Origin of the sequence: Candidatus Frankia alpina (assembly GCF_902806485.1) — a bacterium.
Taxonomy (GTDB): Bacteria; Actinomycetota; Actinomycetes; order Frankiales; family Frankiaceae; genus Frankia; species Frankia alpina.
Map to the genome: position 1 here is coordinate 1 of NZ_CADCWT010000062.1, position 22,205 is coordinate 22,205.

Annotated in this window: 24 protein-coding genes and 1 pseudogene; 11 read left to right on the top strand and 14 right to left on the bottom strand. The window is 70.9% G+C overall.

What is annotated here, in order from left to right; genetic code table 11:
- Positions 1–205 (top strand): annotated as a pseudogene (locus G6R25_RS09465) (hypothetical protein); the annotation flags it as partial.
- Between the two features lie 43 nt (positions 206–248).
- On the opposite strand, the gene G6R25_RS09470 reads toward G6R25_RS09465, so the two are convergent.
- Entirely contained in the window at positions 249–596 is a 348-nt protein-coding gene (locus G6R25_RS09470) for an SRPBCC family protein (protein WP_473246886.1), read from the bottom strand.
- 297 nt (positions 597–893) lie between these two features.
- On the opposite strand from G6R25_RS09470, the gene G6R25_RS09475 reads away from it, so the two are divergent.
- Positions 894–2,183, top strand: coding sequence for a DUF4407 domain-containing protein (locus G6R25_RS09475; RefSeq protein ID WP_235947913.1), 1,290 nt, complete (start codon positions 894–896; stop codon positions 2,181–2,183).
- Between the two features lie 90 nt (positions 2,184–2,273).
- Here G6R25_RS09475 and G6R25_RS09480 read toward each other — a convergent pair whose 3' ends face one another.
- From G6R25_RS09480 to G6R25_RS09500, 5 genes are all read right to left on the bottom strand, one after another.
- On the bottom strand, positions 2,274–2,816 hold the full coding sequence (locus G6R25_RS09480) for a DUF3618 domain-containing protein (RefSeq protein ID WP_163552676.1): 543 nt from the start codon (positions 2,814–2,816) through the stop codon (positions 2,274–2,276).
- Between the two features lie 87 nt (positions 2,817–2,903).
- Entirely contained in the window at positions 2,904–3,485 is a 582-nt protein-coding gene (locus tag G6R25_RS09485) for a phage holin family protein (protein ID WP_163552677.1), read from the bottom strand.
- Positions 3,486–3,577: 92 nt separating this feature from the next.
- Complete coding sequence (locus tag G6R25_RS09490) at positions 3,578–3,742, bottom strand: hypothetical protein (protein ID WP_163552678.1); 165 nt, start codon at positions 3,740–3,742, stop codon at positions 3,578–3,580.
- Between the two features lie 144 nt (positions 3,743–3,886).
- Entirely contained in the window at positions 3,887–4,771 is an 885-nt protein-coding gene (locus G6R25_RS09495; protein ID WP_163552679.1) for an alpha/beta fold hydrolase, read from the bottom strand.
- Between the two features lie 307 nt (positions 4,772–5,078).
- The gene (locus tag G6R25_RS09500; RefSeq protein WP_163552680.1) at positions 5,079–5,588 is read right to left on the bottom strand and encodes an MSMEG_0572/Sll0783 family nitrogen starvation response protein; all 510 of its coding nucleotides are present in this window, start codon (positions 5,586–5,588) and stop codon (positions 5,079–5,081) included.
- Positions 5,589–6,051: 463 nt separating this feature from the next.
- Between G6R25_RS09500 and G6R25_RS09505 the strand changes: the two genes are divergently transcribed.
- The 5 genes from G6R25_RS09505 (at position 6,052) to G6R25_RS09525 (ending at position 12,563) form a co-directional block, all read left to right on the top strand.
- The gene (locus tag G6R25_RS09505) at positions 6,052–6,861 is read left to right on the top strand and encodes a metallophosphoesterase (RefSeq protein WP_336501027.1); all 810 of its coding nucleotides are present in this window, start codon (positions 6,052–6,054) and stop codon (positions 6,859–6,861) included.
- Between the two features lie 1,077 nt (positions 6,862–7,938).
- Entirely contained in the window at positions 7,939–9,075 is a 1,137-nt protein-coding gene (locus tag G6R25_RS09510) for a DegT/DnrJ/EryC1/StrS family aminotransferase (protein WP_163552682.1), read from the top strand.
- 2 nt (positions 9,076–9,077) lie between these two features.
- Entirely contained in the window at positions 9,078–10,055 is a 978-nt protein-coding gene (locus G6R25_RS09515) for an NAD-dependent epimerase/dehydratase family protein (RefSeq protein ID WP_163552683.1), read from the top strand.
- A gap of 2 nt (positions 10,056–10,057) precedes the next feature.
- Positions 10,058–11,497, top strand: a complete 1,440-nt coding sequence (locus G6R25_RS09520) for an MGDG synthase family glycosyltransferase (protein WP_163552684.1) — start codon at positions 10,058–10,060, stop codon at positions 11,495–11,497.
- 16 nt (positions 11,498–11,513) lie between these two features.
- Positions 11,514–12,563 (top strand): DMT family transporter, encoded by a 1,050-nt coding sequence (locus G6R25_RS09525; RefSeq protein WP_163552685.1) that lies wholly within the window; start codon positions 11,514–11,516, stop codon positions 12,561–12,563.
- Positions 12,564–12,790: 227 nt separating this feature from the next.
- On the opposite strand, the gene G6R25_RS09530 is transcribed toward G6R25_RS09525, so the two are convergent.
- Positions 12,791–13,552 (bottom strand): NUDIX hydrolase, encoded by a 762-nt coding sequence (locus G6R25_RS09530; RefSeq protein ID WP_163552686.1) that lies wholly within the window; start codon positions 13,550–13,552, stop codon positions 12,791–12,793.
- An 80-nt stretch (positions 13,553–13,632) separates the two neighbouring features.
- Between G6R25_RS09530 and G6R25_RS09535 the strand changes: the two genes are divergently transcribed.
- A complete protein-coding gene (locus G6R25_RS09535) occupies positions 13,633–14,670 on the top strand; it encodes an SPFH domain-containing protein (protein WP_163552687.1) in 1,038 nt (345 codons plus the stop codon).
- Positions 14,667–15,593 (top strand): hypothetical protein, encoded by a 927-nt coding sequence (locus tag G6R25_RS09540; protein WP_163552688.1) that lies wholly within the window; start codon positions 14,667–14,669, stop codon positions 15,591–15,593. The genes G6R25_RS09535 and G6R25_RS09540 overlap by 4 nt, the downstream gene beginning before the upstream one ends.
- Before the next feature lie 147 nt (positions 15,594–15,740).
- Here G6R25_RS09540 and G6R25_RS25110 read toward each other — a convergent pair whose 3' ends face one another.
- From G6R25_RS25110 to G6R25_RS09550, 3 genes are all read right to left on the bottom strand, one after another.
- On the bottom strand, positions 15,741–15,899 hold the full coding sequence (locus G6R25_RS25110) for a hypothetical protein (protein ID WP_205446998.1): 159 nt from the start codon (positions 15,897–15,899) through the stop codon (positions 15,741–15,743).
- 870 nt (positions 15,900–16,769) lie between these two features.
- A complete protein-coding gene (locus G6R25_RS09545) occupies positions 16,770–17,012 on the bottom strand; it encodes a DUF397 domain-containing protein (RefSeq protein WP_136446940.1) in 243 nt (80 codons plus the stop codon).
- A complete protein-coding gene (locus G6R25_RS09550) occupies positions 17,009–17,869 on the bottom strand; it encodes a helix-turn-helix domain-containing protein (protein WP_163552689.1) in 861 nt (286 codons plus the stop codon). The genes G6R25_RS09545 and G6R25_RS09550 overlap by 4 nt, the downstream gene beginning before the upstream one ends.
- A 628-nt stretch (positions 17,870–18,497) precedes the next feature.
- On the opposite strand from G6R25_RS09550, the gene G6R25_RS09555 reads away from it, so the two are divergent.
- Positions 18,498–18,776 carry a hypothetical protein gene (locus G6R25_RS09555; protein WP_136446938.1) on the top strand — a complete coding sequence of 93 codons (279 nt, stop codon included), beginning with the start codon at positions 18,498–18,500 and terminating at the stop codon, positions 18,774–18,776.
- Here the strand turns inward: G6R25_RS09555 and G6R25_RS09560 are convergent.
- Both G6R25_RS09560 and G6R25_RS09565 read right to left on the bottom strand, forming a co-directional pair.
- The gene (locus tag G6R25_RS09560; RefSeq protein WP_163552690.1) at positions 18,764–19,924 is read right to left on the bottom strand and encodes an SPFH domain-containing protein; all 1,161 of its coding nucleotides are present in this window, start codon (positions 19,922–19,924) and stop codon (positions 18,764–18,766) included. The two genes, G6R25_RS09555 and G6R25_RS09560, sit on opposite strands and share 13 nt — an antisense overlap.
- A gap of 15 nt (positions 19,925–19,939) precedes the next feature.
- A complete protein-coding gene (locus G6R25_RS09565) occupies positions 19,940–20,179 on the bottom strand; it encodes a hypothetical protein (RefSeq protein ID WP_163552691.1) in 240 nt (79 codons plus the stop codon).
- Between the two features lie 327 nt (positions 20,180–20,506).
- Here G6R25_RS09565 and G6R25_RS09570 point away from each other — a divergent pair, with 327 nt between their 5' ends.
- Complete coding sequence (locus tag G6R25_RS09570; RefSeq protein ID WP_163552692.1) at positions 20,507–20,929, top strand: cupin domain-containing protein; 423 nt, start codon at positions 20,507–20,509, stop codon at positions 20,927–20,929.
- A gap of 7 nt (positions 20,930–20,936) precedes the next feature.
- Here G6R25_RS09570 and G6R25_RS09575 read toward each other — a convergent pair whose 3' ends face one another.
- Together G6R25_RS09575 and G6R25_RS09580 are read right to left on the bottom strand one after the other, a co-directional pair.
- On the bottom strand, positions 20,937–21,731 hold the full coding sequence (locus G6R25_RS09575) for a response regulator (RefSeq protein WP_235947915.1): 795 nt from the start codon (positions 21,729–21,731) through the stop codon (positions 20,937–20,939).
- A complete protein-coding gene (locus tag G6R25_RS09580) occupies positions 21,728–22,180 on the bottom strand; it encodes an ATP-binding protein (RefSeq protein WP_268904114.1) in 453 nt (150 codons plus the stop codon). The genes G6R25_RS09575 and G6R25_RS09580 overlap by 4 nt, the downstream gene beginning before the upstream one ends.
- Positions 22,181–22,205: the final 25 nt, after the last annotated feature.

A 22,205-nucleotide genomic window follows, 5' to 3' on the forward strand; every position in this document is an offset into this window, starting at 1 on the left:
ACACTCACACCCCGTAACAATTACCCAACGTCACAAATCGTTGCCGGGAATGGCTTACTGGCTGTACGTCATTGCCGCGCGCAACGTCCCGACCTGGGCCGCGCAGTGGGCCCAGGGTGAATTGTCCGCCGCCGATCCGGCCGACAAACCCAAACTTGACCGGATGAACGACTACGTCAGCAACGTCCTGGCCCGGGTCTGGTAACCATGCTGGCCGGCTCGCCGCCGAGAGGCCGCCGTGGCGCGGGTCAGCCCGGCTGGTCTGTGACCTTGTCCAGGACCGCGGTGTTCAGCCGGCGAATGCCGATCGGGGCGAAGGTGCGCTCGAAGAAGCCGCCGACCCCGCCGGCGCCGTCCCAGGTGGTAGTCGCCGTGACAGTGCTCTGTTGCTCGCCGGCACCGGGCGCCACCTGCCACCGGGTCTGCAGCGAGGAGTTCTGGTCCGCCTCGACCAGGGTGGTCGGATCCGGTGCGGACACTGTCGCGTCGACCTGGCGGACCCGCTTGCGGGTGGCCTGCAGCCGGTAGGCGATCCGACTGCCAGCGCCGGTGCCGCCCCCGCCAGCACCCGGTACTCCGAGACGTTCTGCGGCCAGGACCGGGCCCGGGCGCCCTGGTAGTCAGCCAGCTTCGCGACGACCTGCTCGGGAGTGCCGGGCACAGCCCGCTGGACCACGACCTTGATCTGTGCCACCGCTGTTCCTCCCACGCTGCCGGGCGTCCGCACCGATCAGACTCGCACGCCGGCCGGCGAGCCGCACCAGGGCCGCCCGAGCGCCGGCCGGGATGGCCAGCTCCGTTACGCAGAGTTACATTGCCGGGAATGCTGGTGGCGGGCCCGAGGCGGGCCGCAGCCAACCGGGCGCCGACGAGGGGGTAGGCCGATTTCTCGCGTGTGGCCAGGGTATCCGCGGGCCTTCGGCGATCTGCTGGTCTTCTGCGCCGGTGCGGACAGCCGCGCGGTGGGTCCGCAGGACCGGCCGCGCTTCGTCACCGCCGGTGCACTGATGCTGCTGACCGCCGGACTCGCCACCTACGCGGGGGCTACGGTCGCCGGGATGGGTCTGCACCGCTCGACCCTCGGCGCGCTCCCGTTCGGCCTGTTCTACGCAACGGTGATCTTTTTCCTCGACCGCTCGGTGCTGCTGTCCACGCGGCCGTACCGTCACGGACCGGACCGGACGGTACGGGTGGGCCGGGCCGGGCCGGTCACCGCCATGTGGATCTTCATCGCCGTCTGCGCCGCGCTGCTCGTCGGGGAGACGCTGCTGCTGAGAATCTTCGCGCCGTCGATCGCGCCGCGGGTGACCCAGATCCGGCAGGAGGATCTCGGCCGGGTGCTGCGTGGTTGGGACGCCAACCAACTCGGCGAGCAGCGCGCCCTGCGCGACGACCTCGCCGCCCGCCAGCGCGCGTTGGACGGCGCCCACGGCCTCGTCACCGGCAAGACCGCCGAGGTGAACTGCCAGCTCACCGGGGGCGACGGCTGTCTGAGCGGCGAGGGACCGGTGTACCGGATCAAGCTGGGCGAGCTCGGCGCCGCGACCGCGGCGGTCACCACCGCGGCCCGCCAGCGCGACGCCGCCCAGGCCCGGCTGGATGCCTTCGACCAGTCCCGTGAGACCCGCCGCACGCACTTCCGCGATCAGCAGGCCGCCACCGTCGACGCCGCCGACAACCTGCTGATCCGAGAGAAGGCCTTCTGGCGGCTGACGGTCGCCGACCGATCCGTGCTGTTGTGGCGGGTGGTGCTGACCCTGCTGCTGCTCGGCATCGACCTCGGCCCGCTGATGTTCAAGCGGACGCTGGAGCAGACGGAGCTGCGGCGCCGGGAGCGGCTCCTCCAGTGGCGGGGAGAGACCGCGGACGAGGTCGACGCCCAACAGATCGCCCAGACCGCGCGTCGCCGCGGCGAGCTCGCCGAGACCCTCGCCGAGGACGCCGCCGGCCGTTACGGCCTGTATGTGCGGCGCCGAGACGATATCGGCACCTCACTGCGAGTCGCGGCCGATCTCGCCGACGCCGACGTCGGCCAGGAACAGATCCGCATCGACCGGGACAGCCTGGTCCGCGACCTGCGCATCCGATACCGCGTGCCGGACCCGGCGCCGCCGCAGAACCCCGCCGAACCCACCAGCCGCACCGACCGTCTCGACCGCACCGACCGCGGCGCACCGCCCTGAGTCACCGGGCCGCGCGACAACGCCCGGGTATGTGGGGTCAGTCCCGCACGTGCCCGGGCGTCCTGGTGGCCGGATTCCCGGCGACCGGCGTCAGTCGAGTTCGCCTCCGCCCTGGCGCCGGCGGCGCAGCACGATCAGCAGCAGCGCGAGCAGCGCCGCGACGGCCGCCGCCGACCCGCTGGTTCTGGGGTTCGCGGCGGCCTTCTGCCGGCCGGCGTTGACCGCCCCGCCCGCCGTGTCGCGCACCTGGCTCACCTTCGCCGCGACCTGGGGGTGGGCGTCGAGCTGGCGGTGGACCGTCTGGCTGGCGGAACCGGCGGCGCTGCCGGCGGTCTCCCGGGCCCGCTGCGCCGTCGCCGTGACCTGCGGGTGAGCGTCGAGCTGGCGGCGCACCGTCGCCTTGGCCTGGTCCGCGGTCTGGCGAGCCTTCTCGGTGGCGGTACCCGTCGTCGCGGCCACCTTCGGCCGCACCGATTCGGTCGCTGAGCTCACCCTGCGACGAAGGTCCTGCGCCGTGCGCCCGGCGACCTTCTGCGGGCTGACGCGGTCGGAGAGCTCGTCGAGATCGTCGCCGAGCCGCGCGCGGGTCGCTTCGATGTCGGATCGGATCTCATCCGGACTCGTGCTGGTCACTGGCCCACCTGCCCTTTTCTGTTGCGGTCTGCGCCGCTGTTGAGGTCCTGCGCTGTCGAGGTCCTGCGCTGTCGAGGTCCGCGCCACCTATTTGCGCAGGCTCTGCGCCCACTGGACGTCCTCGCGCAGCGTCTCCACGGTCTGCGTCGGGGCCGGGTGGACCTTACGGACGGTCGAACGACCCTTCAGCGCCAGCACGGCCGTGACGGCGCCGAGGACGACGGTGACGATGAGGGCCGCCCAGCCAAGCGCCATCACCTCACCCAGCCCGAACATGACGGCCAGCAGGGCGAACAGCAGCGCGAAGTACCCGGCGCCGCCGGCGCCCGCGAACATGCCGGCCCCCTTGCCGGCCTTCTTCGCCTCCTCGCGGACCTCCGCCTTCGCGAGGGCGACCTCCTGGCGGAACAGCGTGGAGATGTCCGTGACGACCTCGGAGACGAGGTGCCCGGTCGAACCGCGGTCCGCGGAGTGCCCGTCGCCGTCGTGACGCGCGGTCGAGGGCAGACCCGTCGAGGGCGGGGCCGTCGCGGCTGACGCGGCCGGGGTGCGCTGCCCCTGAGCGGACGCGTCCGGCGCGCTGACGCCGGCACCGCCAAGGTAGGCGGTATCGTCTTCCGGGTACGGATTGGCAGTCACGTCCGGCTGCTGACGGTATGTGCTCGTCATGGGATCTCCTCGCGGGTTCTCCTGGCGGGACGTCCGCGTGGCGGCACCCGTAAAACAACGTGTGGTCTGCGGAATTCCCCACCTTGGGCTGCTTAACCACGCCGCTTGCGGCGCCAAGAACGAATACCCATCGTGATCCGTTCGGCCGCGCCCGCCGGGTGGTCGTCGGTGGTCCCCGGTGACAGCGAGTCGGACAGGTCGGCGATCTGGTCGTTCACCGTCTGGGGGCTGGCGACCAGGCCGTAGACGGTAAGCACCGCGATGGCGGCCGTCGTGGCGGTGCCCCAGGAAGGTGGACGGGTTCATGGCTCTATCTCCGCTGCCGTCGTGACATGGCGGCAGATGTCCCCGTCCGACCCTGGTCAACCCTCCTGCCGGGACATCAGCCCCGGCGGAGTCGGTCAGTCGGTGCGTTCCTGAGGGGAGGAGTGCTCCCAGTCGGCCAGGATGGCGCGGATGCCCGTGACCAGCAGCAGCGGCCGGTCGAGCATCACGTGGTGACCGGCGAGCGGGATCTCGATCACCGGCGCCACCCGGCCGAGCAGGTTGTACATCTGCACCCCGATGTCCGGCGTCAGCAGGCCGTACTCGGCCCGGAACAGCGCGACCCGGCAGTGCACCTTGCGTAGCACCTCCGGGGAGGGCGTGCGGTTGCCGAACACCTTCGGGTCGAACTTCCAGGTCCAGCCGCCCTGCACCGAGCCGATCGACCCCCGGGCGATGTGATCGATGATGAACGGTAGCGAGCTCGGCTGGTCCGGAACCGTGCGGAAGCGGGCGAGGGCGTCGGTCGCGGTCGGGTAGACCCGCAGCGGCCCGAAGGCGGTCCGGTCGCGGGCGGCCCGCTCCTCCGGGGTGAACTCCTGGACGGGGGAGTCGACGACGACGATGCCGGCGACCCGGTCCGGGTATTCGGCGGCGGTCATGATCGTGACCCAGCCACCCATGCTGTGGCCGATGATGATCGGCGGCGAGGTGATCCCGGCATGATCGATGACGGCGATGACCTCCGCCGCCCACGTGCTCAGCGTGTAGTCCTCGCGCCGGTCGCTGTCGCCGTGCCCGGACAGGTCCAGGGCGACCACTCGGTACTCGCTGGGGATCAGGGGGGCGATGTGGTCCCACCACCCCGCGTGCGCGGCGCCGCCGTGGACCAGGACGATCGCCGGCCGTCCGGCCGCACCCCAGCAGCGGTAGCTGATGGTGGCGCCGGCGACCTCGGTGGCGTTCCGCTGCGGTCGGCTGTCGATGGCGGCCTCGAACCAGGCCGGTGCTTCGTCTTCCATCCCAGATCTCTGCCGTTCGGTTCGTGGGCGGGTGGCTTCGGCCGCCGGCCGGACGGCCTGCGACGTGTCCCACCCTGAATACAACACTGCTCGCCCGGAGTTCCGGCCCTTCCGGGGCAGGTTGTCGGATTGGCGATGTATCACCTGGCGCGCTGCGACGGGGTCGTGACGCGGGTGTGATCCTCCCTGACGGCTCGTGGACCGGCGGTGATCGGCCGCGCCGGTCCAGGTGCGGCCGAGGTCGTGGGTCCAGCCGGGGACACCGGTCGACCCGTCCGGGCCGGGCCGCCGGGGTGGATCCGGCCGGTCAGAACATGAACGTGGAATTAATGATCGCACCCCGGCGGGTGTACTCGATGACGCAGTCCTGGATATCCAGCGGATGCGCGGGTATCACCCCTTCGATGAGGTCCTCCTCGCGCAGACCGTGCAGCGACAGCCCGAACCGGCAGACGTAGACCTTCCCGCCCTCCCTGATGAAGGTCTCGATCTGATGATTGATGTTGTGCTCACCCGGAAACGCGGAATCGCCGGTGTGCGGAAATCCTCGGGTCGCCATCGTGTTCATCGCGCCGGGTCCGTAGAAATAGAGTACGGACTCGAAGCCCTTGCGTAGAGCGCGGGTGGCCTGCAGTATCGCGGCGAAGCTGACCGACGACTCATGCGCGATCCCGTGGATGAGGGTTAGGTGGCACTCGCCGTCGCGGGCCTGGTAGTCCGGGAAGATCTTGGTTGAGCCGTACAGCTTGCTACCCGGCGGAAGCGCCGGGCGGGGAACCTCGCTGAGGCTTTGCCGGTCGTTCTCCGTCAGCTCCATCAAAGCTCCTCGATCGGGCCGGGGGCGTGACCACGTGGATCGCCTGTCGCTGGACTCGTCAAAGCACCGTCGGTCGCCGTCGACGATAAAAGGCGGGACGTTAGCCGCCGTCGGCACGTTCCGCGGAGATCCCCTCGCTGCACGGGTTGCAGTCAAGCACCTCGCTGATTCCTGCGTGCGACGAACACCGCGATCCGCAGGAAAGCCCAGAGCTTCTGGTCCCAGTGTGGCTATGGCGGACCAGACGGCATTGCCAGCCGTTAAAATTGCGCTCTTTCTTTGCACCTATTGCCCGACGTTGGGCGTCTTGCGACTGCCGGTCCACGCCAGCCGGTTCCAGCGACGGTTCGGTGATTGTTCGCCGGGCGGTTCGGCCGCAGCTCGACGGTGGCACGGCGCGGGGATCGGCGGGCGCTCGGCGACGCGGCGGCGGACCGGGGATGCTGATGGGGTGCGATATGCCGTGCTTGCCGATCTCCACGGCCGGCCGAAGGCCCTGCGGCGCATTCTGGCCGCCGCCGCGGCGGCGGGGGCCGACGAGATCGTCTGCCTCGGCGACTACCTGGAGGCGAAGGTCCCGCGTCGGCTGCACGATCCCTCGCGGTTCTGGCCGTTGGATCGGGTGGTCGACCCCGACCCGGTGCTGTGGTCGCGACTCGCCGGCATCCGTCGGGTGCTGGGTAACCAGGAGCTGCGCATCCGCGAGCTGCTGCGGCCCGAGCAGGTGCCCCCTGACCTCGCCGTGCTGCTCGACGCGCCGGAGCGGGATCGCCTGCACGGCGTCCTGGGCCTGCACGGCCACCAGATTCGTTGGACGACCGGTCGTGCCGAGCCCGTCGGCGACCCGGTCGAGTCCGCCGGTGGCGCGATCGAACTGGTCGGGGTGGCGGGGCAGAGCCCCGCGGACGGGCGAGACCTGCTGGTGCCGGTCGCCGCCGACGTCCCCCGGGTGCCGGTCGTGGTGGTGGGGCACACCCACCAGGAGGCGGTGTTCGAGATCGTCTGGTCGAGTGTCGCGTCAGACAGCGATGCGGCGGACGCCCCGGCGACGCAGCTCGCGGGGTCGACTGCGACCGTCCGGGCGCTCGTCGTCGAGCCAGGCCGGCCGGTACTGGTGCACGGCCCGTCACCGGTCGCCCGTCGGCCTGGTGCGGGCCTGCCCGGTGCCTCCACCTTGGTGGTTAATATCGGGTGCGCCCGAGGCAAGCTGTCCCACTGGCTGTTGTATGACACGGACCGTGGCGAGATGAGCTTTCAGCGTGCGGTTCGATAGCCAATGGTCCACTGTCCAGCACGTTGTGGTGCCATATGGCAAGAGTCATGTGTTAGTGACTTTGGTCCTGTCGCGCCGGACAGATGGGGGTCGTACACTTTGACTAGTCCCGGTGAAGTTCTCCACCTGCGTTCCCCCTGTACGTCAGGTGAGGCGGCTTCGCCGGGACTTCTCGTGTCTGAGTGGATGCGGAGCGTGCGCGGGCCGAAGCCGTCGCACCACTATCCCGACCTTGGTCGGTGCCGTGCCACCGCTCACCGCCGTGCCACCGCTCACCCCCACAGGGTGAATCCGAGCCGCTGAACTCCACGCGCCGACGTCGTCGTCCGCGTCCGCGGGCCGCGCCGGCCCGATCTCCCGCGGGGCGGCGGGGCGCTGCCCGCCCCGCCGATCAGCCCCTCCAGGTGGGCACACCCGACTGGGTTGCTCCCCGGCGCATGGCGTCACCCCGCCGCCCCGCCGGTCTGCTCGATCGGCCCTGTCCGGACGGGCCCGCTCCGCCGCGAGAGGGTGACGGGAGGGTGACTGAATGCCACGGCGGGTATCGGAGGCGCGAGGATGCTCCGTGCACCCGGCGGCGTCCGGCCCGTCGGTGGGGAGGGAAGGGGGCGCCCACGTTCAATCACCGTCCGCTCCAGGGCGAGCGTCTTCGGCGATACAGATGAACGGTCCGACAGTTGGCGTCGCTTTGCCGACAGGTTCGGCTACGTTCTGGTAGATGTGAGATGTTTCGTAGATAACCTGTGTGGGCCGTAGCTGCGCCGTCGACCGGGGTCGATAGCCTGGCTTTGGGCATGTACTGACAAAGCTGGGCGTTACAACCGGACGAGTTGGAGGGGGCACGGTCGCGTCGGTGGGAGGCCGGCGTAATCCGGGGCCGTGGGGTCGCGAGGGTCGCGGCCGCCAGGGATGTTCCGCAACGCGGCGACGCCGTCTCGCGGATGCCCGCGGGCCTGACATCGCGGCAGGGCCGCAGTGCCGGGCGATCGGGGTCCGCGTATCGGTGCGCCACCGCGATGCGGGGCATCCGGAGCAGTGCCCGCTCACACGGATAACTCGGAAGACAGGGGTGAACAGGTGCATGTCCCCGCGGCGCGCATCATCTTCTCACCGGAGGATCGCGCGGAGATCGCGTCGGCCACGACCGAGATCCTTTCCACCGGCGCGATGACCTTGGGTGCTCATACCGATGAATTCGAGGCGGCATTCGCCGCCGCCCACCGGGCCCCGTTCGCGGTGGCCGTGAGCAGCGGAACGGCCGCACTGGAGATCATTCTCCGAAGCCTGGGCGTTCAGGGTGCGGATGTCGTCGTTCCCACCAACACCTTCGCCGCGACCGCCTTCGCGGTACTCCGGGCTGGGGCGAACCCGGTCTTCGCGGATGTGAGTCCGGACACCCTCACGCTGACCGCCCGCGACGTCGAGGCGGTTCTGACCCCCAGCACCCGGGCCGTCATCCTGGTGCACGTCGGCGGCCTGATCCCGCCGGACATCGCTGAACTCGTGGCGTTCTGCGCCGGCCGCGGCCTCCTGCTCGTCGAGGACGCGGCGCACGCGCACGGCTGCCGACATGGCGAGACGTATGCCGGCTCCTTCGGGGTGGCCGGTGCATTCTCGTTCTACCCCACCAAGCTGATCACCAGCGGCGAGGGCGGGATGATCGTCACCGCCGACCCCACGATCCACGAGGCCGCGCTGGTCTACCGCGACCAGGGCAAGGCGGGATTCCTCGGTAACACCCACATCAAGCAGGGCTATGCCTGGCGCCTCAGCGAGATGCACGCCGTCACCGGCAAGGTGCACCTGCGCCACCTCGACGAGTTCCTGGCGGTCCGCGCCGCCGTGGCCGCCCGCTACGACGCCGCGCTCGACGCCCTCGACGGCGTCGTCCGCCTGCGGGTGCCCGCGGACGACGTCTGCAACTACTACAAGTACATCGTCCTGCCCCGGCCCGGCGTCGACCGGGCGCGGCTGAAGAAGGAGCTCAAGGAACGCCACGGAGTCTCGCTCAGCGGTGAGGTCTACGAGGCGCCGCTGCACCAGCAGCCCGTCTTCAGCGACTACGTGGGCCGCTCGCTGCCGGTCGCGGAGGACCTGTGCGCTCGGCACGTGTGCCTGCCGATCCATTCCGACATGACCGATGCGGAGGCCGACCACGTGGTCACCTCCTTCGCCGCCGCGCTGGCGAGTCTCGACCTGGACGGGTGTGCGTGAGCATGAAGATTGCCGTTACCGGTGGCTCGGGGTTCATCGGCAGCCATGTCGTGGACCGGCTCCTCGACGCCGGCCACGACGTCCTCTCCCTCGACGTCGACTCCCGGTCGAGCGACCCGCGGGCCACCAGCCGGCAGATCGACGTGCTCGACCTGCCGGGGTTGACCGCGGCGCTGGCCGGGGTCGAGGCGGTTTTCCACGTCGCGGGGATGTCCAACGTCGACTTCGCCTATGCCGATCCGGCGCGCACGGTGCGCCTCAACGTCGAGGGCACCGGCAACGTCTGCGAGGCGGCCCGGCAGGCCGGGGTCGCCCGCGTGCTGTTCGCCAGCACCGTGTGGGTCTACGGCGCGGTCGGGGAGCAGGCGGATCCGGCGCCGCTCACCGAGGACGCCGAGATCACGCTCGGGCGCGCCGGCCACGTCTACACCTCGACGAAGCTCGCCGCCGAGCTGCTGCTGCACAGCTACCAGCAGACCTACGGGCTGCCCTTCACGATCCTGCGCTACGGCATCACCTACGGCCCCGGCATGCGCGACGAGCTGGTGCTGGCCCGGTTCGTCCGCAAGGCGCTCGGCGGGGAGTCACTCACCGTCGCCGGCGACGGGCAGCAGTTCCGCAACTATGTGTTCGTCCGCGACCTCGCCGACGCCCACGTGCAGGCGCTGCGGCCCGAGGCGGAGAACGCCACCATCGCCTTGGAGGGCGCCGAGGCGGTCAGTGTGCTGGAGATGGCGCAGGCGGTGTGCCGCCACTTCCCCGGCACGGCGATCGAGCACGTGCCGGCCCGGCCGGGTGACTTCCGGGGCTGGGAGGTGTCGGCGCAGCGGGCGCTTGACCTGCTGGGCTGGCAGCCGACCACCCCGTTCACGGACGGGGTACGGCAGTACATCGAGTGGTACCTGGCAAACCGGCGGCCCCCGGCACAGGCCATCCAGCCCGTCGACGACCTAGACGTCTCCGCAGCGTCCTCGGAGTGACCATGGCGCAGATCGGCGGTATCACGGTGAGCGGACCATCCGAAAACGGCGATCCGGCGGCGACCGCCGCCCTCCCGACCCGGCCCTCCGCGGAGGGCCGGCCGGCCGGGGTGGTGTCGGCTGCCGGGCGCCACGGTGACGACAAGGCGTCCGTGCGCGGCGGACCGGTGATCGACGGCCTCGCGGTGCGGGAGGCCGCGGCCACGGCCCTGCTCGCCGGGGCCGGTGGTGGGCTTGCTCAGCCGCGGCCGCGGTCGGGCAGGTCGCCCGACGGCGTCGACGGGTTCGCCGCCGCCGACACGGCGGATCTCACCGGGGCCGCGGCGGAGCAGGCGTCGACCCGTCGCGGATCGGCGCTGCTGCTGTCCGGCTCGCTGGGCATGGGACACGACGTCATGGCCGAGGCGTGCGGGGCATCGCTGGCCCGGCGCGGGTTCACCGCTCGGACCGCCGACAGTCTGCGCATGCTCGGCGGGCGCAACGGCTCCCGCGGGGAGAAAGTCTTCCGCGGGATGATCGCAGTGCCGGGCCTCTACGACGCCGTGCACTTCTCCCAGATGCGCACCGGCGGCCGGCTGGCCCTGGCGATCGAGCGGGCGTCGAGTCGCTATGTCGTCCCAGCGCTGCGCGAGGAGCTCACCGAACACCCGACCGATCTCGTCATCTCCATCTTCGCTACCGGCGCTGCGGCGACCAGCAGGGTCAAGCCGGAATTCCCCGGCCTGGTCACCGCGGTGTTCTCCACCGACTGCTGCGTGCACCGGCTGTGGGTGCACGACAACACCGATCTTTACCTGGTCACCTCGCAGACCGCCGCCCGCTACGTGCGGCGGTTCGCATCGGGCGCGATGATCTCGGTCGTGCCGACCCCGGTGCGCGAACCGTTCTACGACCCGCCGAGCCAGGAGGAGGCGCGCGTGGCGCTCGGCATCCCGGCCGACGCCCCGTGCGTGCTGCTGATGTCCGGCTCCTGGGGGCTCGGGCCACTGGTCGAGGGCGCCGCGGCGATGGCAGCGGCGGGAATCTACGTGCTCGCGGTGGCCGGGCGGAACAAGCCGCTGGCGGCGCGGCTGACCGCCCTGTCCGAGCGGCAGCACAAGGTCATCCCGTTCGGCTTCACCGACCGCATCCCGGCGCTGATGGCCGCCAGCGACCTGGTCGTCACCTCCTCCGGGGACACGTGCAGCGAGGCGCGGGTGATCGGCCGGGATCTGCTGCTCATCGACGTCGTGCCGGGGCATGGCCGGGACAACCTGCAGAAGGAGCTCGAACGCGGGCGCGCCGAGGTCACCAACACCGATCCGGTGTCGCTGACCCGCTCCGCGCTCACCTGCCTCGACCGGGTCAAGCCCCCCTCGGACCGGGTGGCGATCGGGCCGCAGGCGTGGGAGCAGGCGTTCGGCTCCGCCCTCGCGCAGATCGGCTTCGGTGCCCACTGGTGATCGGGATGGCGCGGGCATGAGTAAGGCGCTGGCACTCGGCCTTCCCACCGCGATGGTGTCGGCCGCCCTGTACGGGGTTGCCCCACTGTTGCAGGCGCGGGCCGCCCGGCGGGAGGAGGAGAGCTCCGGCCTGGGCCTGGGCCTGCTGGCCCGGTTGGTGCTGCGCCCGCTGTGGCTGCTCGGACTCGCGGTCGAGGCGGCCTCGTTCCTGCTGGAGGTCTACGCCCTGTCGGTCGCGCCGGTGGCGATGGTCGCCCCGGTGATGGCACTCGATATGATCGTATTTACATTACTGGCCCAGCGGGTGCTCGGTGAGCGGATCAGCCTGACGGGCTGGCTGGGCGTCGGCTCGATGGTCGCCGGGGTCGGCCTGCTCGCCTACGCCTTCGCCCGGCGCGCCGAGGTCGGCGCCGCGGCCAGCACGGACGTTCTGCTTGCCTTCCTCGTCCTCGGCCTGATCTTCGCGCTGGTGTGTGCGTTCTTCGCGAACGTCGCCGCCGCCCGGCACATGATCGCCGGGGCGGCGTTCGGGTTCGGCGCGGCCGCCGGCGTCTGCTACGCCATCGCCACCCTCGCGACCCGGCAGATCGGCCTGGCGGTCAACGACCGTCGGGAGGGCCAGTCCGCGCTCGCCGACCTGCTCACCACGCCGACGCCGTACGTCCTCGTGCTGTTCTCCGTGCTGGCGCTCGGCCTTCAGCAGCGCGGTCTGCAGGGGCGGGCCGCGGTGATCGCCTTCCCGGTGACGAGCGGCGTGTCCGCCTTCCTACCGGTGACCCTGGGGTTGACGCTGTTCGGCGAGCCGGCCCCGGACGGTGCCCAGCGGGTGGCGTTCGTCGTCGCGATGGTGATGGTGGCCGCCGGCATCGCCGCCCTCGGGCGCGACCGGATGGCGGCAAATCGTTCCGTGGACGAACTGGAGGCCGCGGCGCGCCCCGCCGAGCGGCCGGACTCTGAGCGGCTGGACTCCGCCCTCGGGCGGCTGCCGCACCACGGCGACGACCCGTGGAGTCCGCCGGGCCGGGCAGATGGCGGTCAGAGCGCCGCGCTGCGGGAACTCGGCTGATCCGGGTGCGCGCTCGGGCCGGGCGACGAATCGTCACCAAGGACGCGGACCGGCACGGTCGTTAACCCTGACGGCATGATTCAAAACTTATAGTGACGCCGCATGTGCTTTCGGTGAGATAGTCGAGGTGGCCGGCCGCCCGGGTTCACCCCCCGATCGCCCGGGCGCCCGGCCGCCTTCCGTCCGCAGCCATCCGGCCGCTTTCCGGCCGCGGCCACCCGGCTCGCTCAGGGTAGCCGCGGGACGGGGCGAAGCATCGCGGGATACAGCACCGAGGCGTCGCCCCGTCGGTACAGCTCCGCCGGCCGCCCCCCGTCCCGGGTCGTGAAACGCCCGGTCGGGACGAGGAAGCCCGCCGTCCCGGTCACCTTGCGGTGGAAGTTGCGGGGGTCCAGCCGCGCGCTCCAGACCAGCTCGTAGATGCGGCGTAGCTCCGCCACCGTGAACTCGGGCTCGCAGAACGCCGTCGCCGCCGCGCTGTATTCAATCTTGGACCGGGCGCGCTCGAGCCCGTCCGCGAGGATGGTCGCGTGGTCGAAGGCCAGGCCGGGCCCGTCGTCGGCGGTCGCGACCGGGGCCCAGTGGCTCGCGGCGGCGTCCGTGCCGGCGATCGGCGTGCGCGACTGCGGCGCGAGCGCGAGGAAGGCCACGGTGACGACCCGCCCGCGGGGATCGCGTTGCGGCGTGCCGTAGGTCGCCAGCTGCTCGAGGTGCGCCGGCGGGTGACGCAGCCCGGGCTCCTCCGCGAGCTCGCGCACGGCCGCCTCGGCGAGATCCTCCCCCGGCCGGACGAAGCCGCCCGGCAGGGCCGGGCGGTCGAGGAAGGGCTCGATGCCGCGGCGCACCAGCAGCACCTGAAGCCGCTCCTCGCGGACCGTCAGCAGGACCAGATCGACGCTGAGCGCGACCGCCACGAGGTCCGGCGGCAGCGCTGCGCCGCCGTCGGGGTGGGCGGTCGTGTCGGGAGACGGCTCAGGCGGAGACGGCATGGGGGAACCATACTCGTCAGGTTGACGAAAACCTCCGTCCCCGTTTATCGTCGGTTCGACGATAAAGAGAGGGCGTTCTCATGGCGGACATCAGCAAGGTCCCGTTCTTATGCCACCTGCGGGGCACCCCCACCGCGTACATCCGCCACCAGCGCGGCGCGGCCGTCGCCCACGAGGGCGTCGGGCTGGTCTTCTGGTACCGGCCGCGCACGGCGGTGATCAGCGAGGTGCCGGTCGACGACCGGGAGCTGGCGGTGCTCTTCCATGCGCGGACCGCCGACTTCCAGGACGTCGCGGTGCAGGCCACCGTCACCTACCGGATCGCCGACCCGGTGCTGGCCGCCACCCGCCTCGACTTCGGCATCGACCCCGAGCTCGGCACCTGGCGGGAGAAGCCCCTCGATCAGCTCGCCGGGATGATCAACGAGTCCGCCCAGGAGTACGCCTCGGACCTGCTCGCCCGCACGTCGCTCACCACCGCCCTCACCGAGGGGGTGCCGGTCATCCGGGAGCGGGTGACCGACGGCCTGCGCGGGGACCCCCGTCTGGTCCAGACGGGGGTGAGTGTGGTCGGGGTCCGGGTGGTCGCCGTCCGCCCGGCGCCGGACGTGGAGAAGACGCTGCGCACGCCCACCCGCGAACAGATTCAGACCGAAGCCGACCGGGCCACCTACGGCCGCCGCGCGCTCGCGGTCGAGCAGGAGCGGCGCATCGCCGAGAACGAGCTGCAGAGCAAGATTGAACTGGCTGTGCGTGCGGAGCGGCTCGTGACCCAGGAGGGCGCCAACGAGCAGCGCCGGATGACCGAGCAGGCGGCGGCCCGCATCGCCGCCGCAGCGGAGGCGGAGCGGGCCGAGACGGCCGCCCGCTCGCAGGCCGAGCGGGTCCGGGTGGAGGCGGCGGCGCGGGCCGAGGCCGTGCGCCTGGTCGGGCAGGCCGAAGCCGAGGCCGAGGCGGCCCGGGTCGCCGCGGTCACCGGCCTGGACACCTCCGCGATGGTCGCGCTCGCCGTGCGCGACCTCGCCGACCATCTGCCCGCGATCGGGGCGCTCACCATCACCCCCGACGTGGTCACCGAGACGGTCGCCCGGTTCGTCCGCGCCGGCACTCCCCGGTGAGCCTCGCCCCGCGCGCGGTGCTCGTGCACCGGCGCACCGAGTACGCCGAGCTGCTCGACCGGCACGGCACCCGCGGCCAGGCCGCGTTCTTCCTGGCTTCCCGCGGGCGGGAGCTTGCCGAGGTGCAGGCCGCCCACGACGCCGCCGAGGCGGCTCGCTGGGCGGCCGCCGCGGCGATCCCGCCGCACTGGCGCCGCGGCGAGGTGGAGCGGACCGATCTCGACCGGTTCCTGTTCGCCCCGGACGACGTGGTCGTCTGCGTCGGGCAGGACGGGCTCGTCGCGAACGTCGCGAAGTACCTCGACGGGCAGCTCGTCCTGGGGATCAACGCCCAACCCGCCCGCACGCCGGGTGTCCTGGTCCGGCACGCCCCGGGCGAGGCCGCCGCCCTGCTGCGCACCGTCGATGGATCGCCGGCGGACGCCGCGCGGGGGCTCGGCCGCCTGCTACAGGAGCTGACCATGGTTGAGGCCCTCGCCGACGACGGCCAGCGCATCGTCGCTCTCAACGAGGTCTACGTCGGCGATCCCGGACATCAGACCGCCCGGTACCGGCTACGGGTGCCCACCGACGGGGGCGCCCCGGTAAGCGAGCGGCAGGCGTCGTCCGGGCTGCTGGTCGGCACCGGCACCGGCGCGACGGGCTGGTGCCGGTCGGTCTGGGCGCAGCGGCGCAGCGAGCTTTCGCTGCCGGCGCCGACCGTCGGCGCGCTGGCCTGGTTCGTCCGCGAGGCGTGGCCGTCGCCGGCCACGGGCACCGCTTGTACCGAGGGCAGCCTCACCGGGCCGGCGCGACTGGAGATCCTGGTGGAGGCGGATCGGATGGTCGTGTTCGGCGACGGCATCGAGGCGGATGCGATCGAGCTGTCCTGGGGGCAACAGCTCACCGTCGGCGTGGCCGACCGCCGCCTGCGCCTCGCCTGACACGCGCCGACGCCGGGGGATGCCGACGCTGGAGGATGCCGACGCCGGGGGATGCGGTCAGCTGCGGCGGCGAGCCCGGCGGCCGGGCCGGGAGGTCCAGGGGCGGCCTGGTCGGCGGAGCGCGCCGGTGGCGGACGGGCCGGCCCATCACACTCCGAAGCGTTCGAGGGCCTTGCGGACCCGGAGGTTCGCCTGCGCGAAGGAGATCTTCCCGTCCACATACGCCGACAGGGCCGCTCGTCGAACACGTTCGACGCGCTGATCTTTCATCGGGGTGTTGAGCAGGTTGGTCGTGGCGGTGGCCACGGCAATCACCTCCCAGTGGCAGGGGAACAGGATGGTGGGAGTGCGTATCGATCTGGGTCCGCGACGCCCGCAAACCGCCGGTGGTGTCGGGGACGTCGACGCCCGGCGGATCCAGATGCGGACCGACCGTGATCAGGTTCGAGGGAGTGCCCGGCACGCGGGCGGATGTGCCGTCCGCCGCTAGGACGGCGACGGGATGGCGGCCCCGCCGGCCACCGATCCCGTTTGATGCCGGCCCGCAGCCGGCAGGAGACACGACGCGGCTACGAGGTTCGAGGCCGTACGCGCGGCATGGTGGATCTCGGGGCCGGGCGCCTGCGACGACACGGCCACCCCGACCGTGGCGTCGCGGCGTCGCATGCGGGTAGCCGTACAGTCAGAAATGATCACAACGACTGCCCTCCTCCGCGTTGGGCGGGTATGTGTAGCCCGCGTGGCCCGTCCAGCGGGCGAAGGTGGCCGAGCGTCGTCCCATGCCGCCACGGCGCCGGGAGCGTCCGGTCCGCCGGCCCACCCTGCGCGACGGGCGGCGCGGACATCGTGCCCCGGAAATGCCACGACCACAACGGGACGAACACTTGAACAACGAGGACCGGCTGAACATCTACAAGAGTGCGCGACCGGGGAGCGTTGCGCAAGAGCCAACCGGCATGTGGTGCGGCTGTCACGGCACCGTCCGAACGGGAACCTCGGCCCGGTCGGGACGGGAACGCCGACGTTGATCGGCTCGTTCCGGCGCCGTGATCGGCGCCCCTTCCCGGCCCTGGTCCGGTCCGGGCGCATCCGGTGGAGGCGTCCGGGTCGGACCAGGGCGATGCCGGGCGCGGCCGGCAGGCTCGAGGCAGGCCGGTTCGCCAGGCCGGGTGTGGGTCAGGCCAGATGGACCCTGGTCCGGTCGAACTCGCCGTCCCGCGCGCCGGCCAGGAAGGCGTCCCACTCGGCTGCCGAGAAAGCGAGCATGGGGCCGCGCGGGTTCTTCGAGTCACGCACCGCGATGCCCTCGCTCAAGGGAGCGACCTCCACGCACATGCCACCCGCTCCGTTGCTGTAGCTGCTCTTGCGCCACACCAGCTCGGAGGTTCCGCCCAGATCGGGCTTCGCAAATCTGGTCATCTTAAATCCTTTGCGACGGATAGTATCATCTGTACGGATTCCTCCGGCCGCAGGGCGGCGGCCAGAAGGTGATTCATCTTCAACTTATATTGTCGGACTTCGGCAGCACGCTCGATGTAAAGGCTGCCGGCCGCCTCTTCTATATAGACCACTTCATGGTCTTCCGAATCGGGGAATCCAAGTATCGAAAATGCGCTGCCCAGACCGGCATGTGCGCCCACCGCGAACGGGAGGACCTGGATCGTCACATTCGGGAATTCGGACCGTTTGGCGAGGAATTCGAGCTGGTCGCGCATGACTGCTCGGCCACCGATCTCCCGGCGCAGCACTGCCTCGTCCAGGATCACCCACAGCCGGGGATGGTCGGGGGCGGTGAGCCGCCGCTGCCGGTCCATCCGCAGGGCGATCTTGCGCTCGACCTTCCCCTCGCCGACCTCCAGGTCATCGGCCTGGATGACCTGCCGGGCGTAGTCCTCGGTCTGGAGCAGCCCGTGGACGAGCTGGGACTCGTACACCTGGATCGACGCCGCATCGCCCTCCAGACCGATGTAAATCTCGAACCAGGCTGGTACGACGTCGTGGTAGGAGTGCCACCAGCCGTGCCGACGGGACTCCCGGGCCAACGCCATCAGTGCGTCGCGCTGTTCACCCTCTGTGACATCGTACAGGTTGAGTAGGTCGGACACGTCGCGCGTGCGTACCGGTACCCGCCCGTTCTCCATCCGGCTGACCTTCGAGACCGAGCAGCGAAGCAGCTGGCAGACCTCGTCGACCGAGACCCCCGCCGCCTCTCGCAGGCGCCGTAACTCGGCGCCCAGCCGTCGCCGCCGCACAGTCGGACCGCCGCTTGTGGCCATCGTTCGTCCTTCGGTCTGCTCGGAGTGATGGGTGCATCCTGCCACTGGATCGCCACTCCTCATACGCAGAGCACAGCTCTGGGTAGCGAAGCTCTTACGGAAGCTCTTACAGACGGTCGACGCCGGGGGCACGCTTCGGGTCTTGGTTAACTTTGAGTGGCGAGATTGATGCCCTGAGTGAAAACTTGGTGCAGTGGCGAATCACGGGGAGTAGTTGATGGTGATCGCGCAGGGTCCGCGCCATCGATGCGGCGACCATGCCGGTTCGACCGGCCGGGCGGCGTCGGCGCTGCCACACGTCACCACCACGGGGTCCGCCGCCACGGTCCCGACAGCCCCGACTGTCCTGATCGCACCGCCCTTCACAACCAGGGCGCGGCTCGCCACCGTGAGGCCCGCGGCCGGTCGGCCGGCGATCGAGTGGCCGGCGATCGGGTGGCCCACCTCTGCTCGGCATGCCGGCACGCGGGCCGGAGCCGGCGGCCGCCGACTCCGGGCGGGTGGGCGTCGATCCCCGCCCGGAGCCGGCCAATTCACCGTCGCGGGCCGGGTCGATTCCGCGGGCCGGACCGCGCGCCGTGGACTGCTCCACGGGTCTCATTATCCAATACAGCTGAAAGGCGTGACAATGGCGACTCGCCGATTCCAGGTCTACGACGGCGATGGCGAACTGGTGGCCACCTTCCGCGAGTGGGAGGCGGCACACTCCTGGGCGCACCGCCGGGCCGCCGAGGCAGGGACCCGAATTCCTGTTCAGGTCGAGGACCGGGTCGAACGGCGGACCTGGACGATCGAGGCAGATCAATGCCGACTCACGGTGTGGCGGCGCCGCGTGGAGTATGGATACTGCGGCCGGACGGAGGCGCGTCCCGTCGCGGCCGGCCGCAAGCACGTCTACGTCTCCTGAATTGGCCGGGGCGCCGCGATGCCGGGGTGTTCGGCGCCGGCGCCGTTGTCGTGGCCATCGGGGGCGTGCGCCGGCTGCCGGACGCCTGCGCGTAGCGCCTCGAAGATCGCCACGCCCTGCCCGACGAGACCGGTGGCGATCTCACCGATGCCCTCCGCGCCGTTGAGCACCGTCACGTTCGCGCCCGCCAGCCCCGACGCCGCCTGCCGGACGATCTCCGGGAGCTGGTCGATGAGCATCCGGTCGAGCGCGACCCGGTTGTGCGATGCGGCCGCCTCCGCCTGAATCCTCATCTTCTCGGCCTCGGCGAGGGCGAGGACGCGGACCCGCTCGGCCTCCGCCTCGGCGGGCTTGACGACCTCGGTGATGAGCTGCTGCTGGCGCAACTGAGCCTCCCCTTCGGCCAGCTCGGTCCGCGCCGCAGTCACCGCCACCTCCGCCTGGGCCTTCGCCAGCGGCCCGGCCTGCGCGGCCTCGGCCTGGGCCCGGTCGATCTCCGCCCGGTACTGGGCCTGGACGATGGACGTCTGCCGGGCGTATTCCGCCTGCGCCCGCTGCGAGCGTTGCTCGGCCTCCGCGGCGGCCTGGTTGGCCTCGGCCTGGGCGATCTGCGCCTGGCGCTGGATGGCGGCGTTGTGCGGTGCCGCGATTGCCGCGATGTAGCCGAGTTTGCCGTCGTCGATGGACTGGATCTGTAACGCGTCGATGGTCAACCCGATCCGGGCCATCTCCGCTTTGGACCCGTCGAGCACCTCGGTGGCGAGCTTCTGGCGGTCACGGATGATCTCCTCGACCGTCATCGAGCCGATGATCGAACGCAGGTGGCCGGAGAAGATCCGTCCCGTCAGCACCGCCATCTGGCCCTGGTCCGACAGGAAGCGCTGGCCGGCGTTGACGATGCTTTCGCTGTCGTTGCCGACCTTGAAAGCGATCACGGCCCGGACGTTGAGAGAGATGCCCTGGTAGGTGACGTATGTATCCGCGACCTCGGCCTCACACATCGCCAGCGTCAGGAAGCGCACCTTGCAGAAGAACGGCAAAATGAAGCCGCCGTGGCCGGTGATCACCTTGAAAGGCATCCCACCGCGGTTCTTCCCACCTGAGACGAGCATCGCCTGGTCAGGTGCGGGGACTCGGTAACCAAACACGCCGCGAACCTTTCGTCAGAGGTCGCCACCGAAGAGGGCGGCGGGATCCAGCCACGGCACCACCTCGACGGTCCGGGGCCCGCGCGTCCCGATGACCAGCACGGACGCGCCCTTGGGCAGCGGAGTGTCGGACAGCGCGAGAAACGTTTCGGTTCCGCCGCGGACCCGGACCACCACCTCGCCCGGCCCGGCGTCGCCCCGCGTGCCCACGATGAGCGCGCCGACGTGGCCGATCACGGACGGATCGCCCACCATCCTCGAACCTCCTCCTCGCACGCGGCGGGCGCGGAAGGCCATGGCTGAACAGTCGTTGCAGGCGAGAAAAGACTACAAGTCACCGCCCCCGGAATCAGGGTCTCGTCGCTGTCGACTTCTGTATTGACCGGGCACGGTCCGTCTGTAGCCGGCCGGATCCCCCGCCGCCTGCCTCCACGCGACATGCGCGATTCCTAGCACTCGTACGTTTCTTTGCCCTGCGGGAGCATCCACACATGACCCCAGAGCAAGCCCCCCGGGCCTGACCGTCGTCTCGTACCCGCCGACTCCGCGTCCGCCGGCCCCGTGCACGCTGTCGCGGAGGTAGTGCCTGTCGAGCTTTCGCGCGCGCGACGGGCGGAACCGGTCAATCTTGCCGCCGCACTCGACAGCTTCGAGGAACTGTGGAGTCCGCGCGTTGCCGCGCAGGTGAACGACTACGACGTACGCATCGCCAAGGTCGCTGGCGAGCATGTCTGGCACGCGCACTCCGACACCGACGAGTTCTTTCTTGTGCTCGCGGGCACACTGTACATCGCCCTGCGCGACGGGCTCGGCGGAGGGGAACGGGTCGTCATCCTGAAGCGGGGAGAGATCTTCGTCGTGCCGCGCGATATAGAGCACCGTCTCGCATCACCGGCTGGCGCGTCGATCCTTCTGGTCGAACCCACCGGCACACTGTCCGTGGGGGACCGCCACGATTCGCTGCCCGACCACGTCGACGCGACGACGGGGCATGCCCTCGACTGAACCGCCATCACGAGCTACTCGATCCGGGCGGGAGCGAGCCGGTGCCGGGGAGCACGGCGCCGAATTCATATGCGGCGACGACGAGCTGTGCTCGATCGCGTGCTCCGAGCTTGGTCAGCAGTCGGCTGACGTGCGTCTTGACAGTCGTAACGCCGACGAACAGCTGCCGGGCGATCTCGGAGTTCGACAATCCCGCTGCGACCTGGAGGAGTACCTCTCGCTCCCGCTCCGTCAACCGGGTCAGTTCCTCGTCCCGGGCTGTGGGCGGCTGCGGCCGCTGGGCGAACTCGGCGATAAGCCGCCGGGTGATGCTCGGGGTCAGCAGCGCGTCGCCGGCGGCCACGATCCTGATCGCGGCCAGGAGGTCCTCCGGGCGGGTGCCCTTGAGGACGAACCCGCTGGCGCCGCCGTGCAGGGCCGCGAAGACATGCTCGTCCTGGTCGAAGGTCGTCACCACGAGGACGCGCGTCGCGGCGGTACCCGGGTCCGCGACGATGATCCGCATCGCCTCCAAGCCATCCATGATCGGCATCCGGATGTCCATGAGCACGACGTCCGGGCGCAGCTGCCTGGCCAACCGCACCGCCTGGGCGCCGGTCCCGGCCTTCGCGATCACCGCAAGATCGGAAGCGGACTCGACCAGCACCCGGAAGCCGGCTCGCACCAGTGCTTCGTCGTCGGCGATGAGAACCCGGACGGGAGCGTCGGTCGCCGACGGCGGGTGGGATCCGCTCTCGGCATCACCGGGGTCACCGGAGCCGGCCTGACTGTCCGTCGGGGAGCCATCGGCTGCCAGCATCATCGGCCTGGACCCTGCCCGACGGGGCTCGGTCGAACTGAGGCCAGGGGGAGCTCGGGAGACTGCTGGGCGAGCACGGTGACGGGTGGGATGGGGAAACGGACCACGACCGCGAATCCACCTGCTGCCCGCGGGCCCGCAGTGAGCGTGCCGGCGAACAGCTCCGCTCGCTCGCGCATCCCGATCAGGCCCAGCCCGGAACCTGAACCCCTGTCTGGCTCGGGCCGACGCGAGGTCGGACCGCGTGGCTCACCGGCTGGGTCGGATCGCGACTGATCGCGGCGGCAATCCTCCGTTGCCTCATCGCTGCGGTGGTGCGCTGCGTCGCCCGGTGAGACACGGCTGTCGTCGACGATGCTCACGATCAGTTCCCGTGACCCGTCGTGCACGGTGACCTGCGCCTCGACGGCGTTGGCATGCCGGACCACGTTCGTCAGAGCTTCTTGGACGATGCGGTATACCTAGGTCTCTAGGGCC

What these genes read in the sequence shown, in the direction of transcription:
- G6R25_RS09485 (WP_163552677.1), bottom strand. Translation starts at nt 3,485, where the DNA reads ATGACGAGCACATACCGTCAGCAGCCGGACGTGACTGCCAATCCGTAC.
- G6R25_RS09495 (WP_163552679.1), bottom strand. Translation starts at nt 4,771, where the DNA reads ATGGAAGACGAAGCACCGGCCTGGTTCGAGGCCGCCATCGACAGCCGA.
- G6R25_RS09500 (WP_163552680.1), bottom strand. Translation starts at nt 5,588, where the DNA reads ATGGAGCTGACGGAGAACGACCGGCAAAGCCTCAGCGAGGTTCCCCGC.
- G6R25_RS09515 (WP_163552683.1), top strand. Translation starts at nt 9,078, where the DNA reads ATGAAGATTGCCGTTACCGGTGGCTCGGGGTTCATCGGCAGCCATGTC.
- G6R25_RS09520 (WP_163552684.1), top strand. Translation starts at nt 10,058, where the DNA reads ATGGCGCAGATCGGCGGTATCACGGTGAGCGGACCATCCGAAAACGGC.
- G6R25_RS09525 (WP_163552685.1), top strand. Translation starts at nt 11,514, where the DNA reads ATGAGTAAGGCGCTGGCACTCGGCCTTCCCACCGCGATGGTGTCGGCC.
- G6R25_RS09530 (WP_163552686.1), bottom strand. Translation starts at nt 13,552, where the DNA reads ATGCCGTCTCCGCCTGAGCCGTCTCCCGACACGACCGCCCACCCCGAC.
- G6R25_RS09535 (WP_163552687.1), top strand. Translation starts at nt 13,633, where the DNA reads ATGGCGGACATCAGCAAGGTCCCGTTCTTATGCCACCTGCGGGGCACC.
- G6R25_RS09545 (WP_136446940.1), bottom strand. Translation starts at nt 17,012, where the DNA reads ATGACCAGATTTGCGAAGCCCGATCTGGGCGGAACCTCCGAGCTGGTG.
- G6R25_RS09550 (WP_163552689.1), bottom strand. Translation starts at nt 17,869, where the DNA reads ATGGCCACAAGCGGCGGTCCGACTGTGCGGCGGCGACGGCTGGGCGCC.
- G6R25_RS09555 (WP_136446938.1), top strand. Translation starts at nt 18,498, where the DNA reads ATGGCGACTCGCCGATTCCAGGTCTACGACGGCGATGGCGAACTGGTG.
- G6R25_RS09565 (WP_163552691.1), bottom strand. Translation starts at nt 20,179, where the DNA reads ATGGTGGGCGATCCGTCCGTGATCGGCCACGTCGGCGCGCTCATCGTG.
- G6R25_RS09575 (WP_235947915.1), bottom strand. Translation starts at nt 21,731, where the DNA reads ATGATGCTGGCAGCCGATGGCTCCCCGACGGACAGTCAGGCCGGCTCC.